General features: G+C 64.6%; 21 protein-coding genes. 12 read left to right on the forward strand and 9 right to left on the reverse strand.

Annotated features, from left to right (window positions below):
• Window positions 1–299: 299 nt before the first annotated feature.
• From GXP34_00130 to lepB, 6 genes are all read right to left on the reverse strand, one after another.
• Window positions 300–1,313 (reverse strand): 2-oxoacid:ferredoxin oxidoreductase subunit beta, encoded by a 1,014-nt coding sequence (locus tag GXP34_00130; GenBank protein ID NOY54383.1) that lies wholly within the window; start codon window positions 1,311–1,313, stop codon window positions 300–302.
• Window positions 1,310–3,082: a 2-oxoacid:acceptor oxidoreductase subunit alpha gene (locus tag GXP34_00135; GenBank protein ID NOY54384.1), complete on the reverse strand. Its 1,773-nt coding sequence runs from the start codon at window positions 3,080–3,082 to the stop codon at window positions 1,310–1,312. Before GXP34_00135 ends, GXP34_00130 begins: the two co-directional genes overlap by 4 nt.
• 180 nt (window positions 3,083–3,262) lie before the next feature.
• Window positions 3,263–4,630 (reverse strand): amidase, encoded by a 1,368-nt coding sequence (locus GXP34_00140; GenBank protein ID NOY54385.1) that lies wholly within the window; start codon window positions 4,628–4,630, stop codon window positions 3,263–3,265.
• Entirely contained in the window at window positions 4,624–5,700 is a 1,077-nt protein-coding gene (locus GXP34_00145) for a DUF3048 domain-containing protein (GenBank protein NOY54386.1), read from the reverse strand. Before GXP34_00145 ends, GXP34_00140 begins: the two co-directional genes overlap by 7 nt.
• Window positions 5,701–5,787: 87 nt before the next feature.
• The gene (locus GXP34_00150; GenBank protein NOY54387.1) at window positions 5,788–6,804 is read right to left on the reverse strand and encodes an LLM class flavin-dependent oxidoreductase; all 1,017 of its coding nucleotides are present in this window, start codon (window positions 6,802–6,804) and stop codon (window positions 5,788–5,790) included.
• A gap of 780 nt (window positions 6,805–7,584) precedes the next feature.
• Window positions 7,585–8,070, reverse strand: coding sequence for a signal peptidase I (gene lepB / locus GXP34_00155; protein NOY54388.1), 486 nt, complete (start codon window positions 8,068–8,070; stop codon window positions 7,585–7,587).
• 70 nt (window positions 8,071–8,140) lie between these two features.
• Here lepB and sodN point away from each other — a divergent pair, with 70 nt between their 5' ends.
• The gene (sodN, locus tag GXP34_00160; protein ID NOY54389.1) at window positions 8,141–8,557 is read left to right on the forward strand and encodes a superoxide dismutase, Ni; all 417 of its coding nucleotides are present in this window, start codon (window positions 8,141–8,143) and stop codon (window positions 8,555–8,557) included.
• A gap of 66 nt (window positions 8,558–8,623) precedes the next feature.
• Here sodN and metG read toward each other — a convergent pair whose 3' ends face one another.
• Genes metG through GXP34_00175 form a run of 3 tightly spaced genes read right to left on the reverse strand, consistent with a single transcriptional unit; the run spans window position 8,624 to window position 11,830 of the window.
• Complete coding sequence (gene metG / locus GXP34_00165; GenBank protein NOY54390.1) at window positions 8,624–10,270, reverse strand: methionine--tRNA ligase; 1,647 nt, start codon at window positions 10,268–10,270, stop codon at window positions 8,624–8,626.
• A gap of 32 nt (window positions 10,271–10,302) precedes the next feature.
• On the reverse strand, window positions 10,303–11,196 hold the full coding sequence (locus tag GXP34_00170; GenBank protein ID NOY54391.1) for a DMT family transporter: 894 nt from the start codon (window positions 11,194–11,196) through the stop codon (window positions 10,303–10,305).
• A 37-nt stretch (window positions 11,197–11,233) separates the two neighbouring features.
• Entirely contained in the window at window positions 11,234–11,830 is a 597-nt protein-coding gene (locus GXP34_00175; GenBank protein ID NOY54392.1) for a helix-turn-helix domain-containing protein, read from the reverse strand.
• 80 nt (window positions 11,831–11,910) lie between these two features.
• Between GXP34_00175 and rpiB the strand changes: the two genes are divergently transcribed.
• From rpiB to GXP34_00230, 11 genes are all read left to right on the forward strand, one after another.
• The gene (rpiB, locus tag GXP34_00180) at window positions 11,911–12,468 is read left to right on the forward strand and encodes a ribose 5-phosphate isomerase B (GenBank protein NOY54393.1); all 558 of its coding nucleotides are present in this window, start codon (window positions 11,911–11,913) and stop codon (window positions 12,466–12,468) included.
• Window positions 12,465–13,289 carry a deoxyribose-phosphate aldolase gene (deoC, locus tag GXP34_00185; protein NOY54394.1) on the forward strand — a complete coding sequence of 275 codons (825 nt, stop codon included), beginning with the start codon at window positions 12,465–12,467 and terminating at the stop codon, window positions 13,287–13,289. The genes rpiB and deoC overlap by 4 nt, the downstream gene beginning before the upstream one ends.
• 4 nt (window positions 13,290–13,293) lie before the next feature.
• Window positions 13,294–13,917, forward strand: coding sequence for a hypothetical protein (locus GXP34_00190; protein NOY54395.1), 624 nt, complete (start codon window positions 13,294–13,296; stop codon window positions 13,915–13,917).
• 21 nt (window positions 13,918–13,938) lie between these two features.
• On the forward strand, window positions 13,939–14,241 hold the full coding sequence (locus GXP34_00195; GenBank protein NOY54396.1) for a BMC domain-containing protein: 303 nt from the start codon (window positions 13,939–13,941) through the stop codon (window positions 14,239–14,241).
• A gap of 11 nt (window positions 14,242–14,252) precedes the next feature.
• Window positions 14,253–14,540 carry a EutN/CcmL family microcompartment protein gene (locus GXP34_00200; GenBank protein ID NOY54397.1) on the forward strand — a complete coding sequence of 96 codons (288 nt, stop codon included), beginning with the start codon at window positions 14,253–14,255 and terminating at the stop codon, window positions 14,538–14,540.
• Entirely contained in the window at window positions 14,537–15,991 is a 1,455-nt protein-coding gene (locus GXP34_00205; GenBank protein ID NOY54398.1) for an aldehyde dehydrogenase family protein, read from the forward strand. Before GXP34_00200 ends, GXP34_00205 begins: the two co-directional genes overlap by 4 nt.
• Window positions 15,991–16,560: a BMC domain-containing protein gene (locus tag GXP34_00210; GenBank protein NOY54399.1), complete on the forward strand. Its 570-nt coding sequence runs from the start codon at window positions 15,991–15,993 to the stop codon at window positions 16,558–16,560. Before GXP34_00205 ends, GXP34_00210 begins: the two co-directional genes overlap by 1 nt.
• A gap of 2 nt (window positions 16,561–16,562) precedes the next feature.
• Window positions 16,563–16,835, forward strand: coding sequence for a EutN/CcmL family microcompartment protein (locus GXP34_00215; GenBank protein ID NOY54400.1), 273 nt, complete (start codon window positions 16,563–16,565; stop codon window positions 16,833–16,835).
• Entirely contained in the window at window positions 16,832–17,119 is a 288-nt protein-coding gene (locus tag GXP34_00220) for a EutN/CcmL family microcompartment protein (protein NOY54401.1), read from the forward strand. Before GXP34_00215 ends, GXP34_00220 begins: the two co-directional genes overlap by 4 nt.
• A 349-nt stretch (window positions 17,120–17,468) precedes the next feature.
• Window positions 17,469–17,789: an MFS transporter gene (locus tag GXP34_00225; GenBank protein ID NOY54402.1), complete on the forward strand. Its 321-nt coding sequence runs from the start codon at window positions 17,469–17,471 to the stop codon at window positions 17,787–17,789.
• Window positions 17,790–17,819: 30 nt separating this feature from the next.
• A partial coding sequence (locus GXP34_00230; protein NOY54403.1) for a hypothetical protein occupies window positions 17,820–18,007 on the forward strand: 188 nt, incomplete at its 3' end.

Genomic DNA, 18,007 nt, shown 5'->3' on the forward strand with positions numbered 1-18,007 from the left:
CGCGGGTTCTGGGACACCCCCATCGGGTTCGTCACAGAGCTTCCTCACCCACTTCCCCCTGAGGGGGAAGGAAAGAATGGGTCCGGCGCTTCCTTCTGAGGGTGTGGTTCCGGTTGCGCCAGCTCTGGGACACCCACATCGCCTCGAAGACTCACCCACTTCGCCCTGAGGGGGAAGGAAAGAATGGGTCCGGCGCTTCGCCCTGAGGGGGTGGCTCCGGCTGCGCCGGTTCTGGGACACCCCCATCGCCCCGAAGGCTCACCTGCTTCCCCCCGAGGGGAAGCAGGTGAGGGGACCGGCTACTCGACCGTCCAGGTTCCTGCCGAGCGGAGAAGCTCGTCGAGGTCGCCGACGCCCTTCTTTTCCTGGGCAGTGTCGATCTGCTGCTGGAGAACGTCCTCATAGACCGGCCGCTCCACGCTCCGGAAGATTCCAAGCGGGGTGGGGCCGTGCGGGCCGTGCGACAGGCGGCTCAGTGCGAATGCAACGCTCGGGTTCACCGCGTGCGCGTCGTGCACGACGATCTGTGACGGATCGACGGATGCCGTCGGAACCACCTTCGCGGCGCCGTTCTCCAGGATCACCGCATGCTCGCCCTCGGGGCCGAACACGACCGGTTTGCCGTGCTCGAGATTGATCCGGTTCTCGTCACGAATCTGCTTCCCGGTCAGTTCCAGGAACGCATGATTGTTGAACACGTTGCAGTTCTGGTAGATCTCGATGAGCGCGGTGCCCCGATGCTCGTACGCGGCCCGGAGAATCTCCATCGTGTGCTTGCGATCCATGTCGATGGTTCGCGCCACGAACGAGGCCTCGGCGCCGAGCGCGAGGCTCACCGGGTTGAACGGCCGATCGATCGAACCCATCGGGCTCGACTTGGTGATCTTGCCGACTTCACTGGTCGGCGAGTACTGGCCTTTCGTGAGGCCGTAGATCTGGTTGTTGAACAACACGAGCTTGACGTTCACGTTGCGGCGCATCAGGTGGATGAAATGGTTCCCGCCGATCGACAGTGCATCACCGTCGCCCGTGGTCACCCAGACAGACAACTCCGGACGGGTGATTGCGATGCCGGAGGCGATCGCCGGGGCCCGGCCATGGATGGTGTGCATGCCGTAGGTGTTCATGTAGTACGGGAAACGGGAGGAGCAGCCGATTCCCGAGATCACGACGAAGTTCTCTTTCGGCAGGCCTGCCTCGGCGAAGAACGACTGGATGGATGCCAGAATGGTGAAATCCCCACAGCCGGGGCACCACTTGACTTCTTGATCGGACTGGAAGTCCTTGCGTGTATAGGTGAGTGTCTCGGTCATGCGAGGATCTCCCGGATCTTCTTCTCGACGGTCGATACCTTGAACGGGAACCCGGTCACCTGGTTGAGGCCCACGGCGGGCACCAGGTACTCGGCTCGGAGCAGATGACGAAGCTGCCCGGAGTTGACCTCCGGTACGAGAATCGTCCGATACTTCAACAGAATGTCACCGAGGTTGGCCGGGAACGGGTTCAGGTACCGCAGATGGGCTGTAGCGGCCTTCAAGCCGTCCTTGCGGACCCGCCTGACCGCCCCCATGATCGGTCCATACGTCGAACCCCAGCCGAGTACCAACAAGTCGGCGTCTTCGTCGCCTTCAACCTCCAACGAGGGAATGTCATTGGCGATGCCTCGGATCTTCCAGGCTCTGATGTCGGTCATCAGCTGGTGGTTGGCCGGATCGTACGAGACGTTTCCGATGACCTCCTGCTTCTCGAGGCCGCCGACACGATGTTCGAGCCCCGGTGTCCCCGGGATTGCCCACGGCCTTGCCAACGTCTTCTCGTCCCGCAGATATGGCAGGAAGCGCCCATCCGCGTTCGGTTCGACCGCGAAGGGAACGGAGATGTCCGGCAGCGAGTCGAGGTCCGGCAGCAGCCATGGTTCCGAGCCGTTGGCGATGTAGTTGTCGGACAGCAGGATCACCGGTGTCATGTACTTGAGAGCGAGTCTGGCCGCCTCGATCGCGGTATCGAACGCGTCGGACGGCGACTTGGCGGCAAGGATCGGCAGCGGAGCCTCCCCGTGGCGCCCATACATGGCGAAGAGCAGATCCGTCTGCTCGACTTTCGTCGGCAAACCCGTCGACGGCCCTGCCCGCTGAACATCGATGATCACCAGCGGCAGCTCGATGCTGACCGCCAGCGACACCGACTCACTCTTGAGGGCGAGGCCCGGTCCGCTGGTTCCCGTCGCGGCGAGGTGTCCGGAGAATGCAGCTCCGATGGCGGAGCCGATACCTGCGATCTCATCTTCCGCCTGGAACGTCATGACATCGAAATTCCTGCGCTTCGCCAGTTCCTGCAAAATGTCCGACGCGGGAGTGATCGGGTAGCTGCCGTAGAACAGCCGGAGCCCTGCCGCCTTTGCAGCGGCGATCAGTCCCCAGGACAGCGCCGTGTTGCCGGTCACATTCGTGTACTCGCCGGGTTCGAGGGCCGCTTTCCGAACGTGGAACGTGTGTTTGAACGCGGCCGTGTTCTCGCCGTAGTTGTAGCCACCCTTCAGGGAGGCGATGTTGGCTGCCGCGACCTCGGGTCTGGAGGCGAACTTCTTCTTGAGCCAGTCGATCGTGGGGTCGATCGGCCGGGTGAAGATCCATCCGAGCAATCCGAGCGCGAACAGGTTCTTGGATCGCAACGCATCTCTGCTGCTGACCCCGGTGTCCGCGACGGCGGCCTTCGTGAGACGTTCCATCGGCACCGCGAAGACCCGGTAGCCGTCCAGCGAACCATCTTCCAACGGATTGGATTCGAAACCGGCCTTTTTCAGGTTCCGAGGTTCGAAAGCGTCGGCGTTCGCGATGATCATGCCGCCTGGTTTCACGCCCTTGAGGTGTGCCTTGAGTGCGGCGGGATTCATTGCCACCAAGACGTCGGCTTCATCACCTGGCGTGAGAATGTCGAAATCTGCGATCTGCACCTGGAACGAAGAAACGCCGGCGACGGTACCGGCCGGTGCCCTGATCTCGGCGGGGAAGTTTGGGAATGTTGCGAGGTCGTTGCCGAACAAGGCCGAATCGCTTGTGAAGCGGGTCCCGGCCAGCTGCATGCCGTCACCGGAGTCGCCTGCAAAGCGGACGATGACCTTGTCGAGCTCTTCTACCTCGTGTGGTTCGAGAGTGGTTGTGTCGTTCGACACGTTGGTCCTTTCACGCGTAGAGCAGCCGTATCTCCCGGTGCTCGGCGTGAGTCTACCGATCCTGGCCGGTAGTCCAAGCAGGTGCCGACGTCAGGGAATCGGGGGCGGGGAGAAGGCCGCGATGCGAAGATTCTCAAGTGCCCTTCCCGTGGCGAGAAGGCGGTGTTCGGCCCACCGGGGAGCTATGAGTTGCAGGGAAGGAGGTGGTGTCCCCGGTGCGCGGAGCGGCACGCTCAAGGCCGGCACACCCATGTGGTTGACGAGTGAAGAGAACCACGAAAGTACCCTGCGATACGGGACACCATCGATGGTCGGTTCTCCGATCGTCTTGCGGGTTGCCGCGACCGTCGGTGTCAGAAGCAGGTCCACGTCCTGGAAGGCGAGCGCCGTCGCGTTGCGCAGCTTCGCCGTCCACTCGAGTGCGTCGATGTATTGATCGATCGTGATATCGAATGCGGTGCGCAGCCGTTCGGCCACGGCCGGACCGTAGGGTCGGTTCCCGAACCATGGGCGGTGAACGTTCGCGGCCTCACCGCCGACGATCCATCCACCGTACCGGGACGGCACGAGTGTCGGGGCCCGGAGTTCGGTGACGATCGCACCCGCGTCGGAGATTCGATCGATTGCGGTCGCGAATGCAGTTACGACGTTCGGGGCCGCGGGAGCGTCGGTGATCCATGGCTGGGGGAGACCGATGCGTATCCCGGAGAGGTCGGCTCGTGCCTCGTCGGGTATCGGTACCGGGCGGGGAGCCGACCACGGGTCGTGTGGATCGTGTCCTGCCAGAGCCGTGTACAGGAGCGTCACGTCTTCGACGCTTCGTCCGAGCGGCCCGACCGTGTCCAGTGATTTGGCGAGCGGGAACACTCCGGTGAGCGGAACCCGTCCGTGGGTCACCTTGAGCCCGACAACGCCGCACATGCCCGCGGGCACGCGCACGGAACCGCCCGTGTCGGTCCCGATCGCGGCGGCAGCGAGACCCGCGGCGACAGCGACGGCGGAACCTCCCGACGACCCGCCGGGGGAAGTCTGGGTATCCCATGGATTGCGAACGGGACCGAACCAGTGGTTCTCACTCGAGAATCCGTAGGCGAACTCGTGGAGGCCGGTCCTGCCGATGATTACGGCGCCGGCCGCTTCGAGGCGTTCGACGATGGTTGCCGATCGGTCGGCGATCCGTTTGTAGAAGCCCGAGCCACAGGTCGTGGGGAGTCCCGCCTGATCGATGAGATCTTTGAGGGCGATCGGAACCCCGGCGAGCGGCCCTGGATCCTGGCCCCGGGCAACCAGCTGGTCAATGATCTTCGCTCGTGCCAGCGCGCGCTCCTCATCGATGAGCGTGTAGGCGTTGAGCGTGTCCTGGTAGGACTTGCTGCGGTCCAGGGCGCTCGCGATCACTTCCACCGCGCCGATCTCACCTCGACGGACGGCTTCTGCGTTGCCGGAGACGTTCACCACTCGATGTCGAGAGTGTCGGGGAAGATCGAGATCCATGGTTTGCCCGGGGGGACCGTCAGGGTGGATCCGTCGGGGCGTTTCAGGTGGAAGACTTCCTCGGTGGAGTCTCTGGTCCACGTGCCCTCTTCGACCTCGCCTCCCGCGAACACGAGGACGCGGCCCGAACCGACGGTGTCCATGGCCGGGACGGACTTCCCGTCGGAAGGTTTGGGAGGCCGTGCCGTGTATCTGCGGGCGACGATCACGACGAGCGTGTCCGCTGCGATGGGGCCGGTTGTGCCATCTTTGGCGAGCCACTCGTGTGGCCTGCCGTCGGATGTGCGCGTGTAGTGCTCGCCGTCCCAGGTCCAGACGGTTCGTGGAGACCAGTAGAGGGTGATCTTGGTCGCGGGACCGTCGGGTTTGAGCGGTCCCCAGGTGAACAGGTTTGGTGGAGGTGCGTCGGGGAAGCGCAAAGAATCGGCGAGCGCGCGGAGCGCCGGAGTGCTGCCATACAGGTTATGGGGCGGTTTACGCAGGGAGATGCGGAACATCTCCGGTGAGGGCGCGTAGAGGAGGGGAACGTTCGCATTGCGGATGAAGCGGGTGATCCAGTTCGAAGCTCCGCTGATGGCGAAGGTCGCTCCAAGGGGTTTGATCAGTCCAGGGTCGGTTGGGCGTCCAGACCGGATCGGTCCGAGATACGTCGAATCACCCACATTGAACAGGGCTATGAATCGTGTGACCCCTTCGACGGGGAGTTCGATGATCGCGTCGGCGTCCGGCAGCCCCGACTGCGGGCGGGCAGCCGCGTGGTTGTCGATCTTGACGGCGAGCACTCTGCGGTCGATGAGCGCCGGATCGTCGACGGGAAGGCCGTTGAGTGGCGCGACCGGACCGTCGTAGACGGTCGTGGTGGTCGTTGGCTCGGCCGTCGTGGTCGTAGCGGCCGTGGTCGTGGTCGTCGCGGCCGTGGTTGTGGTGGTCGTCGTCACGGCTGCAGTCGTCGTTGCGGTCGTATCCGCGGCCTTCCCCGAGCAGGCCGTCGCGAGCAGAGAGAGGGCGAAGATCGTGATGAGGAGCGATCGCATGACGGAACGAGTGTAGCGATGCTGCCCGGTTTCCCGTTCCCGGCAGTTGACGCGGCCTCGTCACGGTGGGGCCGTTCTGCCGGATGCTCAGAGGAGCGGCATCAGTTCGGAGGCGATGCGTTCGAGTGTCTCGGTTTGCCGACTGTACGGCATCCCGGAGAACAGCGAGCGTGCCACGATGTGCAGGGGCACACCGACCCTGTCCCGCACGGCATGGAGCCGTTCTGCGATCTGCTCCGCGGGCCCGACCATCACCGATGCTCGCAGCTCCTTCTCGGAGGTCGGGTCGAGCGGTGGGGGAGCGGGAATCGGTCCCGTTCGACCGGCGGAGATCTCCATGTCCTCGTACTTCCAGCGCATGTGGTGGATGTGCTCGCGAATCTCCGACCAGCCCCGGTCTGCATCGTCGCTCGGGTAGATGATGGCGTAGTACGCCCAGGTGAAACGATCGGGATCTCGGTCGTGGCGGCGCATTTCCTCGGTCGCCATCTCGATCTGGGCCTCGAGGCCTTCGGGGGCCGCATTGGAGAAGAAGCCGTCCGCGAGTCGGGCAGCCCTGCGCACCGCGGCTGGAGCGCCGCCTCCGATCCAGATGGGGATGTGGCCGGTCGGCGTTGGACGTACGGCCAACTCGGGGAAGTCATAGACCTGTCCCTCGTGGTGAAACGGCACGCCGGACCACGCCTTGGGGAGGATGTCGAGGATCTCGTCCATGGCCTTTCCGCGTGTGTGGAGATCGGCGCCAAAGCCCGCGTATTCGATGCCGGACCAGCCGAGCCCGAGACCGAGGATCAATCGCCCGCTGCTGATCAGGTCGACGACTGCCGCATCTTCGGCGAGCCGGAGAGGGTGGTGCAGCGGTGCCACGATCACGCCGGTCCCGATTCTGATCCGGGAGGTGCGCGCCGCCATGGCCGCCGAAAGCGGCAGCAGGGACGGCGCATACCCATCATCGACGAAATGGTGCTCGGTCGTCCAGATGGACGCGTAACCGAGCCGCTCCGCTTCAACCGTGAGATCGAGCGCCTCTCGATAGAGATCCTCCCACGTCCGCGGATCGCCCGCGGTTCGCTGGCAGGAGATCAGACCGACGCCGAGGTCCATGGGCTCACTCCCCACAGCCGGTTCCTCCTTGGATCGACACGACCGTACCGTCGGGTCCGGTGAGAAAACCCCACAGAACTCCGGGTGGGGGGACGGACACACTGAAGTAGTCGCCGAACTCGTCCGATGTGATCTCGACGGTGTCTCCGTACGCCGCACGAAGGTCTTCGGTCGTCGAGCCGAGCCCGATGCCCTCGGCAGTCTTGAGGCCGAGCAGATCGACGTCGAAGAGGACATAGCTGTAGAAGAAGAAGTGGCGTGTCCCCTCATCGGCCCACTGGGTTTGCGCGTCTGTGTACACGGTGGTCAGGTTCGGCCATTCCAGCACCCGGATCAAAGTGCCGGGGCACGGTCCATAGATCTGGTCCCCTTCGCCGTTCACGGGCGGCACCCACCCGGTGTCCGAGTTCGGAGGTCCGAGGATTTCCTCGAAGGACGTGATGGCCTGCTCTGCGTCGGTGCCAAACATGATCCCATCGATGTTCTCCGGTCCGAGAATGAGAATCTCCGACGGCGGGAGGGTCGTGCTGGTCGTGGTGGTCGTCGGCTCGGTGGTCGTCGACGAAGACGTCGTGGTCGGTTGGGTGGTCGTCGGCTCGGTCGTCGTCGACGAAGACGTCGTGGTCGGTTGGGTGGTCGTCGTGGTGGTGGTCACGGCGGCAACGGTGATCGTGGTCGCTGGTTCGGATGACGGGCTGGTCAGCGCCACAATGGCAACCCCTGCGAACACGAGTACGACGGCGCCTGCGAGCGCCCCGATGATGCGCTTCTGTGTAGGGGTCACGCGATCCTCGCAGGGTTCGGCCAGTACCGTGCGATGACCGTGTGGAGCAGTGCATCGATGGGAAGCGGTCCGACCTGCCTGCTGTCACCGGCGGAGAGATGCCGGGCATCGCCCAGGACGATGGCCTCGTGATCGTCGAGACTCCATTCGGTGTCCGGTCCGGAAGACTGGTCGGTCCAGGGTTCCTCGAGGACCGAGCCGTTGATGAGCACGTTGCCGTCTCGTATCGTCACCTGCTCTCCAGGTAGGCCGATGACCCGTTTCACGAGCCAGGACTCGGGCCTGGTCGGATGTTCGAATACGACGATGTCTCCGCGCTTGGGAGTCCGCTCCCAGGTCAAGACCCGATCACCCGGCCGGAGTGTCGGTGTCATCGAGACTTCGCTGATCTCAAAGCGGGCGAGGCGCTGATACGTCCGGCGCGCCGCAGCACCACCGGCAAGGGCGACGAGCAATGTGCCCGCGATGCGCAGTTTTCCCATGGGCCGTCTCCGTTAGCTATGTCCAGAGTGTATCGTCGGTGGCGTTAGCCCATTCTGCCAGGAGGTATTCGTGGGCCTGTTTGCCCCCGTACGTATCGCCCATGCCCACTGTGACCTGTTCTGCGGTGTCTATGACCCGGCGCAGGCGAAGATCGAGGCTCTGTCGGTACTCAAGATCACGCAGAAGTACCAGGAATCCGACGATCCCGTGTTCCGTGACCGGGCGCTCGCCCTGAAAGAGGAGCGGGCCGAACTGGTCAAACATCATCTGATGGTGCTGTGGGCCGACTTCTTCGGACCCGAGCACGTCGCGGCGTTTCCGCAGCTTCACGATCTGTTCTGGCGTGCGATCAAGCAGGCGGGCATCGCAAAGAAGACCGTCGATCCTGAGGACGGGCGCAGACTGCTCGAGCTGATCGACGAGATCGCCGAGATCTTCTGGCAGACGGACAAGGCGAAGGCGATGGGGGTTTACCCGCCGAGTTGAGTGTCGCGTCGCTGCCCGGGAATGCCGTTCGCATGACCGGGCAGGCCTCGGTCGCCCGGCGGGCTCCTACAGAGCCGTGTCGTCCAGTTTGGTGAACAGCGGGCCGATGTCGCCGAGGCGGGTGCCGCCGGGGACATCGGGTCTGCGCAATCCGCCCTGCGCGGCTTTCAGTCCAAGTATGTCATGGAGGCGAGCCGAGGTGAACGGCAGATAGGGCAGGAACCCGACGCTCAGCCCGGCGATTGCCGAAAGCGCAGCCCAGAGAACGGTTGCGGCGCGTTCCCGGTCCTGTTTGATGACCTTCCATGGCTCCTGGGCATTGAGGTAGACGTTGACGACCTGCGCTCCTTGCATCGCGGTCCGCAGCCCCGAGCGCAACTCGACGTGTTCGATGAGATCGGCCTCGTCGGTGAGGGTCCGGTCGATGGTGTCGAGGAGCTCGCGATCCTCGGCGGTGAGCGTCCCAGGCATGGGAATCATCCCGTCGAACCTGTGAGCCGTCAGGTTCAGAACCCGGTTCACGAGGTTCCCCCAGGTGGCGACCAGCTCTTCGTTGATGCGCCGCACGATCTCGGCATCGGACAGGTCGGTGTCGTTCTGCTCGGGGAGCGACGCTGCAACCGCGTAGCGTAGAGCGTCGGGTTCGAGCCGATCGGTGTACCAGGTGATGGAACGTCCGATCCCGCGACTGGCCGATCCCTTCTCTCCCTTGAACGTCACGTACTGGTTGGCCGGGACGTCGGTCGGCAGGTTGAGCCCCTCGTATCCCATGAGTTGACATGGCCAGATGACGGCGTGGAACACGATGTTGTCCTTGCCGATGAAGTAGTACGACTCGGCCTCCGGGTCCTCCCACCAGGCTCGCCAGGCTTGCGGATCGTCGGTCTGGCGCGCCCACTCCTTGGCAGCGGACAGGTAGCCGATGACGGCCTCGAACCACACATAGATACGTTTGCCCTCTCCCAGATCCGAGAACTCGGGGGGGAGCGGGATTCCCCAGGTCATATCCCGCGTGATGGCTCGATCGTGGAGGCCATCCTTCGTGAATCCGATCGCCATGTTCTGGACGTGCTTGCGCCAGCCCTGTCGTGATTCCAGCCAAGCCAACAGGCGTTCCTCGAATGCGGACAGGCGCAGGAAGTAGTGCTCGGTCTCGCGCATCACCGGGGTGGTGCCGGAGAACCGGCTGCGAGGATCGATCAGATCCTCGGGGTCGAGCTGACGGCCGCAATCGTCGCACTGATCGCCGCGCGCCCCGGTGTATCCACAGAACGGGCAGGTCCCCTCGACGTACCGGTCGGGCAGAAAACGGTCGGCCTCGGCGTCGTAGAACTGCGGCGTCGATTTGGCAACGATGTACCCGTGCTCGTGGAGACGCCGGAAGACGTCCCAGGTGACTTCCCGGTGATTGTCGGTCCCTGTCGTCGTGTACAGGTCCCACGAGATGCCGAGACTCTCCCAGTTGGAGAGGAACTCCTGGTGGTACCGATCGACGATGACCGACGGTTCCACTCCCTCCTGGTCGGCGCGCACGGTGATCGGAGTCCCGTGGACGTCGCTTCCGGAGACCATCAGGACCTGGTTGCCTGCCAGACGGTGGTAGCGGGCAAAGATGTCGGCCGGGAGGTACGCGCCGGCAAGGTGACCGAGGTGCCGCGAGCCGCTTGCGTACGGCCACGCGACGGCGACGAGGATATGCCGAGAGTCACTCATGGTCGCGCAGCGTACCAGGGGCGCGCCTATGCCTACGGCACCACCGGTCGAGGGGTGTCCGTACGGTCCACCATGACAACTCCCACGAGGATCAGAACTGCAGCGAGGCCGATGACGACGGTGAGACGCTCGGACAGGAAAACCGCCCCGGTGACCAGACTGACCAGGGGGACCAGGTAGCCGATCAGTGAGGCATGTGTTGCAGTGGTTCGCTGCACGACCCAGAGAAACCCGACGAACGGCACCACGGTTCCGATCGTCGCCAGGTAGCCGAGCAACCCCCACGAGACTGCTCCGATCGCACCGATCGACGTCGTTCCGAGGATCTCGGCCACAAGCAGGGACGCGCCGGCGGCGACGACGAACTGTGGACCTGCGAGCTCGGCAACGCTGTAGCGCTGCGTGTAGGTGCGGCTCAGCACACCGCCGAGCGAAGCCAGGAAGATCCCCAGGCCGGACCAGGCGACGCCGAGCAGTGGATTACCTCCGGTGATGCCACTCTCGCCGGTTGCGATCAGCACGGCCACACCGGCGAACGCGACAACGAGACCGCCGAGCTTCTTGGCGCTGAACGGCTCGTCGGCGAGGAGGAAGTGTGCCCAGACCGCCGTCGCGATCGGCACGAGCGTGACGAGCAGGCCCCCGAGGCCGGCTGAGATGTGCTGGAGGCTCAGGGTGAAGAAGACCGTCGGTCCCGACATGTTCACGATCCCGATGGCGAGTCCAGCGAGCCACGCTCCACGGTTGGCCGTCAGGCTTCTTCGCCACAGGAGCCATCCGGCCAGCAGGAAGGCGGACAGCAGGTAGCGGATGGAGATCAGGGTGAACGGGTCGACGCCGTGGAGCAGGACGCTGCGCGTGGCAACGCCGCCGGTACCCCACCCGAACGCCGCCAGCAGCATCGCGATCCAGATCTTCCTGTTCACCGCAGGCAGACTAGGTGAGCCGCGCGGCGACGTAGCCCTACCGCTTGCGGGTTCCCCAGCGTCGCACGATGTAGAGCCAGAACGGTCCGGGATCCCGGGTCTCGGGAACCGGGTCGGCGGAGGGGACCGGCTCGGGTCGAGGCGCCGGCTGAGGCGGGGCCGGCGGTGGCTTCGCCGCGTCCTCGAGCCGCCCTCGCAGTTCTCTCACCCGTTCTTTGAGGAACTGGGCTTCGGTTTCGGCCTTCGCGGCGCGTTCGCGAGCGTCGGCGAGCTGCTGCCCGGCCTCATGCAGGTTGCCGAGCTGGTTGAGGATCCGACGCCACTCGTCGACCGGGACGAGCATCGACCCCTCCGGCACCGGGGGTTCGGGCGGAGTCGGCGGCGAAGCCTGGGCCGGAGGCACCTGCTTGGCACGCGAATGCGGATGTCCCAGGTGGTGTGCCCGTTCGATCACGTCGTCCCTCAGGACCAGTCGCACGTCTCCGTCCATCTTCGTGGAGACCTTTCGCTTCCGGGCCCAGTTCCGGATGGTCGTCGCGGGAACGCCGGCAAGGTCGGACGCCTGCTCCAGCGTGATCCAACCACGCGGAGGTGGGGGAGGGCTGGGCCTCTGCCAGACGAATGCGGGGTCCATGTGCGTTGAGGTTAGTGCGATGGCTCGGTGGTCGTTCGCCTCGACTGCTCGCCGTGTGCCGATTCCCCTAGGATGCTCCTATGCCTTCGGAGCAGGAAGTACGCGAGCTGGTCCGCGCCGCCGTAGAAGCTCTGACCGAGCCTGCACCCTCCCCGGTGACGTCGTCGACGGAGATCGCCTCAGGTCCGGTCGCCATCGCCGTGGGCTCGGACCATGGGGGCTTTCCCTTGAAGGAGAAGATCGCCTTCTCGCTGAGGGAACGTGGCTACGACGTCCATGACTGCGGGACCGGGGGCAACGAGCCGGTGGACTACCCGGAGTTTGCCCACGCGGTTGCCCGACTCGTCGCCGACGGGACGTGTCGGTGGGGGATCATCGTCGACGGAGCAGGGATCGGATCCTGCATCGTCGCCAACAAAGTGCCCGGAATCAGGGCAGCCCTGTGCTACGACCTCTCTTCGGCCCGGAACAGCAGGGAACACAACCACGCTAATGTCCTCACTCTCGGCGCAGGCCTGATCGGAACCAACCTCGCGATGCAGATCGTGGACGAATGGCTGGCGACCGAATGGGGTCCGGGACGCCACGAACGACGAGTGGGATTGATCACCGAGATCGACCGCAGGTACCGCGCATGACGAACGAAGAGCTGATCGAGGCCATCACGAGGGAGATTCTCGCGGGCCTGCATCCGGATGAGGAGTTGTGTGATGGCGCGTGCGCATCCCACAGTCCGAACAAGGTCCGCGAAGTGGTCGCCAACGGGGCGAATCGGGTCTCCTACCACGGGTCCGGTGCCGACGTTCCCCGAGACCTTGCCAAGTACATCGATCACACGTTGCTGAAACCCGACGCCACCGCAGACGATATCGACCGTCTGTGCGCGGAAGCGGTCGAATACGGTTTCGCGGCCGTGTGCGTCAATCCGTTCTGGGTCAGGCGATGCAAGACGAACCTGCGGGGCACCGACGTGAAAGTCGCCTCCGTCGTCGGGTTTCCCCTCGGTTCCACGCCCGCGGAGATCAAGGCGTTCGAGGCGCGGCGGGTCATCCGTGACGGGGCATCGGAGATCGACATGGTGATCAATATCGGAGCGCTCCGATCCGGCGACTACGACCTCGTGCGCGACGACATCGCGAAAGTGTCGGACGCCTGTCACGAGTCGGGAGCACTCAACAAGGTGATCATCGAGGCGGCGCTGCTCACCGACGAGGAGAAGGTGATCGCATCGTCGCTGGCGAGGGAGGCCAAGGCCGACTACGTGAAGACGTCGACGGGTTTCGCATCGAGCGGGGCCACCGTGCACGATGTGCTGCTGCTGCGCGAGACCGTCGGGCCGAAGATGGGGGTGAAGGCGGCCGGTGGTATCCACACGGCCGAGGATGTGCGAGACATGGTGGCGGCCGGAGCGACGAGAATCGGCGCATCGGCAGGCGTTCAGATCGTGACCGGAGGTTGACCGAGTGAGTGATGTCGAACTGAGAACCTACGCGTTCCTGGACAGCCTGCAGCCGCAGTACGCCGCGTTTCTCGGCACGACGGCCCAGGGATTCCTTCCGCTCGCCGGCGACGCCTCCCTGTACGTCGAGATCTCTCCGGGAATCGAGATCAACCGTCTCACCGACATCGCGTTGAAGTCCACCACGGTCAAGCCGGGCATGCAGATCGTCGAGCGGTACTACGGGATGCTCGAGATTCATTCGCCGGAGCAGGCAGAGACCCGGGCCGCCGGGGCGGCGATCCTGGACGAGCTGGGCCTCACGGAGACGGATCGGATCAAGCCCCGGATTCTGTCGAGTCAGCTCATCCGGCGCATCGACGACCACCAGGCGCAGCTCATCAACAGGACCCGGCACGGCCAGATGATCATTCCTGGCCAGACGCTCTACGTGATGGAGGTCGAACCGGCGGCGTATGCGCCCCTGGCGGCCAACGAAGCGGAGAAGGCGGCCGACATCAACGTGCTCGAAGTTCGGGCGTTCGGTTCGATGGGCCGCGTGTACCTCGGTGGAGAAGAACGAGACATCGACGTCGGTTGGCGCGCCGCAGTTGCCGCCATCGAAGCCGTCGAGGGTCGCGAGAAATAGGAAACGAGAGGAGACAGTCCGATGGCTGAAGCGTTGGGGATGATCGAAGCCCGTGGCTTCGCAGCGATGGTCGAAGCGGCCGATGCGATGGTCAAGGCCGCCAAGGTCGAATTGGTGAGCTACGAGAAGACCGGTGGCGGGTATGTGACCGCAGTGGTACGTGGCGACGTCGCCGCCGTGAAGGCGGCGATCGAGGCCGGCGTCCGGAATGCAGAGAAGGTCGGCGAGGTCATTGCTACCCATGTCATCGCCCGTCCGCACACCAACGTCGACCTCGTGCTGCCGCTTGGTCGTACCGAGGAGGCGCAAGCCGAGACCTCCTGAGAGGAGACGACATGTTTCTGGCGCGAGTCGCCGGGACGCTCGTCGCGACCAGGAAGGAGCCCAGCATGGAAGGGCTCAAGTTCCTGGTGCTGCGACAGCTCGACGTCGATGACAGCGAGACCGGCGGCTACGTCGTGGCCGCCGACGCTGTCGGTGCCGGCGTCGGAGAGGTCGTGATGTATGCGACCGGCAGTTCCGCCCGGCAAACCGAGATGACGAACAACCGGCCGTGTGATGCCGTCGTCATGGCGATCGTCGACACGTGGGAGGTCGGCGGCGACGAGAAGTACCACAAGTGATCACCGAAGCTGAGATTCAGGAGATCATCGACCGGGTCCGTAGGAAGCTCGGCGACGCCGGCGAACAGGTCGGGTCGGGGCTTCGCGGCGCGGCCGAACTCGAGGCGATCTCCGCAGTCGAGCTCGGTGACGGGATTCATGCCACCGTGGACGAGGCGGTCGCCGCGGCGAAGTGTGCGTACAACACGTTTCGCGGTGCAGGTCTCGAAGCACGCAAGACGATCATCGCTGCCGTGCGGGCCTCGATGCTCCGGCACGGCGAGCAACTGGCGGAGATGGCCCATGCCGAGACGGGACTTGGCAGGGTCGAGGACAAGATCGTCAAGAATCGTGTCGTCACCGTGAAGGCGCCCGGTCCGGAGGACCTCGAGTTGGAGGCGACGACCGGCGACCTGGGCATGATGGTGACCGAGTTCGCTCCCTTCGGGGTCATCGGGTCCATCACTCCCACGACGAACCCGACCTCGACGATCATCAACAACACGATCGCCGTGGTTTCTGCAGGGAACGCGCTGGTGTTCAATGTGCACCCGAGCGCGAAGCGGGTCTCGGCCGAGAACGTCAGGATGATCAACCGGGCGATCGTCGCAGCCGGAGGTCCACCGGACCTCGTCACCGCCATCCCCAATCCGACGATCGCCTCCGCGCATGAGCTCATGGTCCATCCCGACGTCCCGGTGTTGCTCGTCACCGGCGGGGGAGGCGTCGTCAAGGAGGCGATGCGGACCAATAAGAGGGTCGTTGCCGCGGGCCCGGGAAACCCGCCCTCGGTGGTGGATCAGACCGCGGATCTGGACAAGGCGGCGCGAGACATCATCCTCGGAGGATCGTTCGACAACAACATCGTCTGTGTGGACGAGAAGACGGTGATCGCCGTCGACACGATCGCCGACTCGTTGGTGAGGAGGATGTCCCATCACGGGGCGTATGTGCTCAAGGAGCATGAGCTTCGCAGGATCGAACGGGTCATCTTCTCCGAGATGGGACCGCCATCGAAGCCGGGCGTCATCAACAAAGAATGGATCGGCAAGAATGTCGGAGAGATCCTGGCCGAGATCGGCGTTCAGGTCGGATCCGACGTGCGCCTCGCCGTCGCAGAGGTGCCGGTGGAGCACAACCTCGTATGGACCGAACAGATGCTGCCGGTCGTGCCGGTCGTGCGCGTCTCCGACGTCGACCGCGCCATCGACCTCGCCGTCCGATCGGAACACGGCTTTCGCCACACCGCCTCGATCCACTCGACGAACGTCGACACGATCACCAGGATGGCCAGGGCGATGAACTGCTCCATCTTCGTGGCGAACGGTCCCCACTACGCCGGACTCGGTGAAGGCGGGGAAGGATTCACGTCGTTCTCGATCGCCAGTCCCACGGGAGACGGTCTGACCAGACCGCGGACCTTCTCTCGCGAACGTCGAATCACGGTCGTCGGATCCCTGAGGATCGTCTGATGCGCCCCGCGCTGGCGCTCCTCGAGTTCGATTCCGTGGCTCGCGGGATCGAGGCGGGTGACCAGATGGTCAAGCGCGCGCCCGTCGAAGTGATCCGGGCCGGAACCGTGCATCCGGGGAAGTACCTCGTTCTCGTCGCCGGCGAGGTGGCCGATGTCGAAGAAGCCGTCACCGCAGGTCGAGCGGTGACGACCCTCGTGGACGTCGTACTGCTTCCGGACGTACACCCCGACGTCGCAGCGGCCGTCAAGGGAGTCCGACGTACCGGGGGAGGAGAGGCCCTCGGCATCATCGAGACGCGCACCGTGGCGGCGGTCATCCAGGCGGCCGATGCCGGGGTGAAAGGTGCAAAGGTGACGCTGTTGGAGCTTCGGATGGCCGATGGTCTCGGCGGCAAGGGCTACCTGCTGTTCCAGGGTGCGGTCTCCGATGTCGAGGCCGCGGTCGAGATCGGCTCCGCGAGCGTATCCGAACGGGTCATCTCGGTGGTCATCCCTCAGCTCCATTCTGAGATGGGGGACAACCTCTTCTCGAATGCGCGCTTTGCCGACCGGGTCGGCGAGGAGTAGCCGTGCAACTGGGGCGAGTCATCGGAACGGTCGTCGCGACGATCAAGGCGCCCGGTCTGGAGGGTGTGAAGTTTCTGATCGTGCAACCCCTCGATCGGGATCGGGGGCCGAAAGGGCGCCCGGTCGTCGCCGCAGATGCGGTGCACATGGCCGGCCCTGGCGAACTGGTCTACATCGTCGGGTCGCGCGAAGCGGCCCAGGCGCTCCCCGAAACGTTCGTGCCGGTCGATCACGCCATCGTCGGCATCGTGGACGCCGTCGAGGTGGGCCCATGAAGGTCGCCAGAGTGGTCGGAACGGTGGTCTCCACGATCAGCTCGCCCGTCTTCGACCATCGCACGCTCCTGGTGTGCGATCTCCTCGATGCCGCGGGCGATGCCGATGGGGATTATCTGATCGCGGTCGACACCGTCGGCGCCGGGGCCGGGGAGACCGTGCTCATCCTCGACGAGGGCACGTCTGCCCGCCAGGTGGTCGGATGGGAGACGGCACCGATCCGAGCCGTCGTGATCGGCATCGTCGACGAGATGGTGGTCGACGGCGAGACGATCATCTCGTAGGCAGTCGGTCGTTCCACCCCTTGATCTTGCCGCGACGGCACGCCGCGGCCGAGGCACCAAGTACGGAATACGGCGTACGAGATACGAAATACCTCTCCTGTCTTGACAAGTCGACATCAGGATGACATCATACTGACATCATTCGGGAGAGGGACAGTTGTTCGCCATCACACAAGGGTTCACGAGGGCGGTGCAGGCATCGATCAGGCGCAAGGTTGCGAATCGTCAGGTGTCAGACTGGGTTCCTGCCTCACGGCGCAGGGTCTTGCGACAGAAGAATGCGAGAGGCAGCAAGCGGGCAGCCTGAGAACGTATGATTCCAGCGGTCACGATGGTAGGAGGAGTGCATGTGCGACACCATGACGACATCATCATGCGCACACTCTTCATCGTCTGGAGCGGCCGGCTCGTCTCAATCGTAGGCTCGGGCTTGACGGGCTTTGCCCTCTTGATCCGGGTCTACCGGCAATCGAGATCCGGGACGATGCTCGCCTGCATCATGCCGGCGGCCACGGTCCCGGGAGTGCTCGTCCCATCGGTCGCCATGCGTTCCAAGAGCTCGCGTGGGCTGCTTCGGTGGATCGGAGGAGATCGCTACGCTCGCAGCGCCCACGTCGTGATGACGCTGCCACCGAGGAGGAATGCTCCGATGAGCGCGAGCAGGGCCTGATCTCCGCCGCACTCGGTGTCGTTGCAGAGGATGCCGTTCGTCTCCCAATTCCTGATCGCGGCGGTGAGTGACCCGACGCCGGCGAAACCTGCCGGGTCATCCGGGCCGTTGGTCGTGGCCGGCGCCGACGCGGTCCGAGGCCCGGTTGTCGTCGTCGGTGGGACCGTGGTGGTGGTCGCGGGTGGTGCCGTCGTGGTGGTGGTCGTCGTGGTGGTGGG

The sequence above is a fragment of the Actinomycetota bacterium genome, assembly GCA_013152275.1.
Lineage (GTDB): Bacteria > Actinomycetota > Acidimicrobiia > Spongiisociales > UBA4744 > BMS3Bbin01.

Bases quoted from the DNA above. Each gene is read 5' to 3' on its own strand.
- GXP34_00130 (NOY54383.1), bottom strand. From the start codon at position 1,313: ATGACCGAGACACTCACCTATACACGCAAGGACTTCCAGTCCGATCAA.
- GXP34_00135 (NOY54384.1), bottom strand. From the start codon at position 3,082: ATGCAGCTGGCCGGGACCCGCTTCACAAGCGATTCGGCCTTGTTCGGC.
- GXP34_00145 (NOY54386.1), bottom strand. From the start codon at position 5,700: ATGCGATCGCTCCTCATCACGATCTTCGCCCTCTCTCTGCTCGCGACG.
- GXP34_00150 (NOY54387.1), bottom strand. From the start codon at position 6,804: ATGGACCTCGGCGTCGGTCTGATCTCCTGCCAGCGAACCGCGGGCGAT.
- lepB (NOY54388.1), bottom strand. From the start codon at position 8,070: ATGGGAAAACTGCGCATCGCGGGCACATTGCTCGTCGCCCTTGCCGGT.
- metG (NOY54390.1), bottom strand. From the start codon at position 10,270: ATGAGTGACTCTCGGCATATCCTCGTCGCCGTCGCGTGGCCGTACGCA.
- GXP34_00175 (NOY54392.1), bottom strand. From the start codon at position 11,830: ATGGACCCCGCATTCGTCTGGCAGAGGCCCAGCCCTCCCCCACCTCCG.
- rpiB (NOY54393.1), top strand. From the start codon at position 11,911: ATGCCTTCGGAGCAGGAAGTACGCGAGCTGGTCCGCGCCGCCGTAGAA.
- deoC (NOY54394.1), top strand. From the start codon at position 12,465: ATGACGAACGAAGAGCTGATCGAGGCCATCACGAGGGAGATTCTCGCG.
- GXP34_00195 (NOY54396.1), top strand. From the start codon at position 13,939: ATGGCTGAAGCGTTGGGGATGATCGAAGCCCGTGGCTTCGCAGCGATG.
- GXP34_00200 (NOY54397.1), top strand. From the start codon at position 14,253: ATGTTTCTGGCGCGAGTCGCCGGGACGCTCGTCGCGACCAGGAAGGAG.
- GXP34_00210 (NOY54399.1), top strand. From the start codon at position 15,991: ATGCGCCCCGCGCTGGCGCTCCTCGAGTTCGATTCCGTGGCTCGCGGG.
- GXP34_00220 (NOY54401.1), top strand. From the start codon at position 16,832: ATGAAGGTCGCCAGAGTGGTCGGAACGGTGGTCTCCACGATCAGCTCG.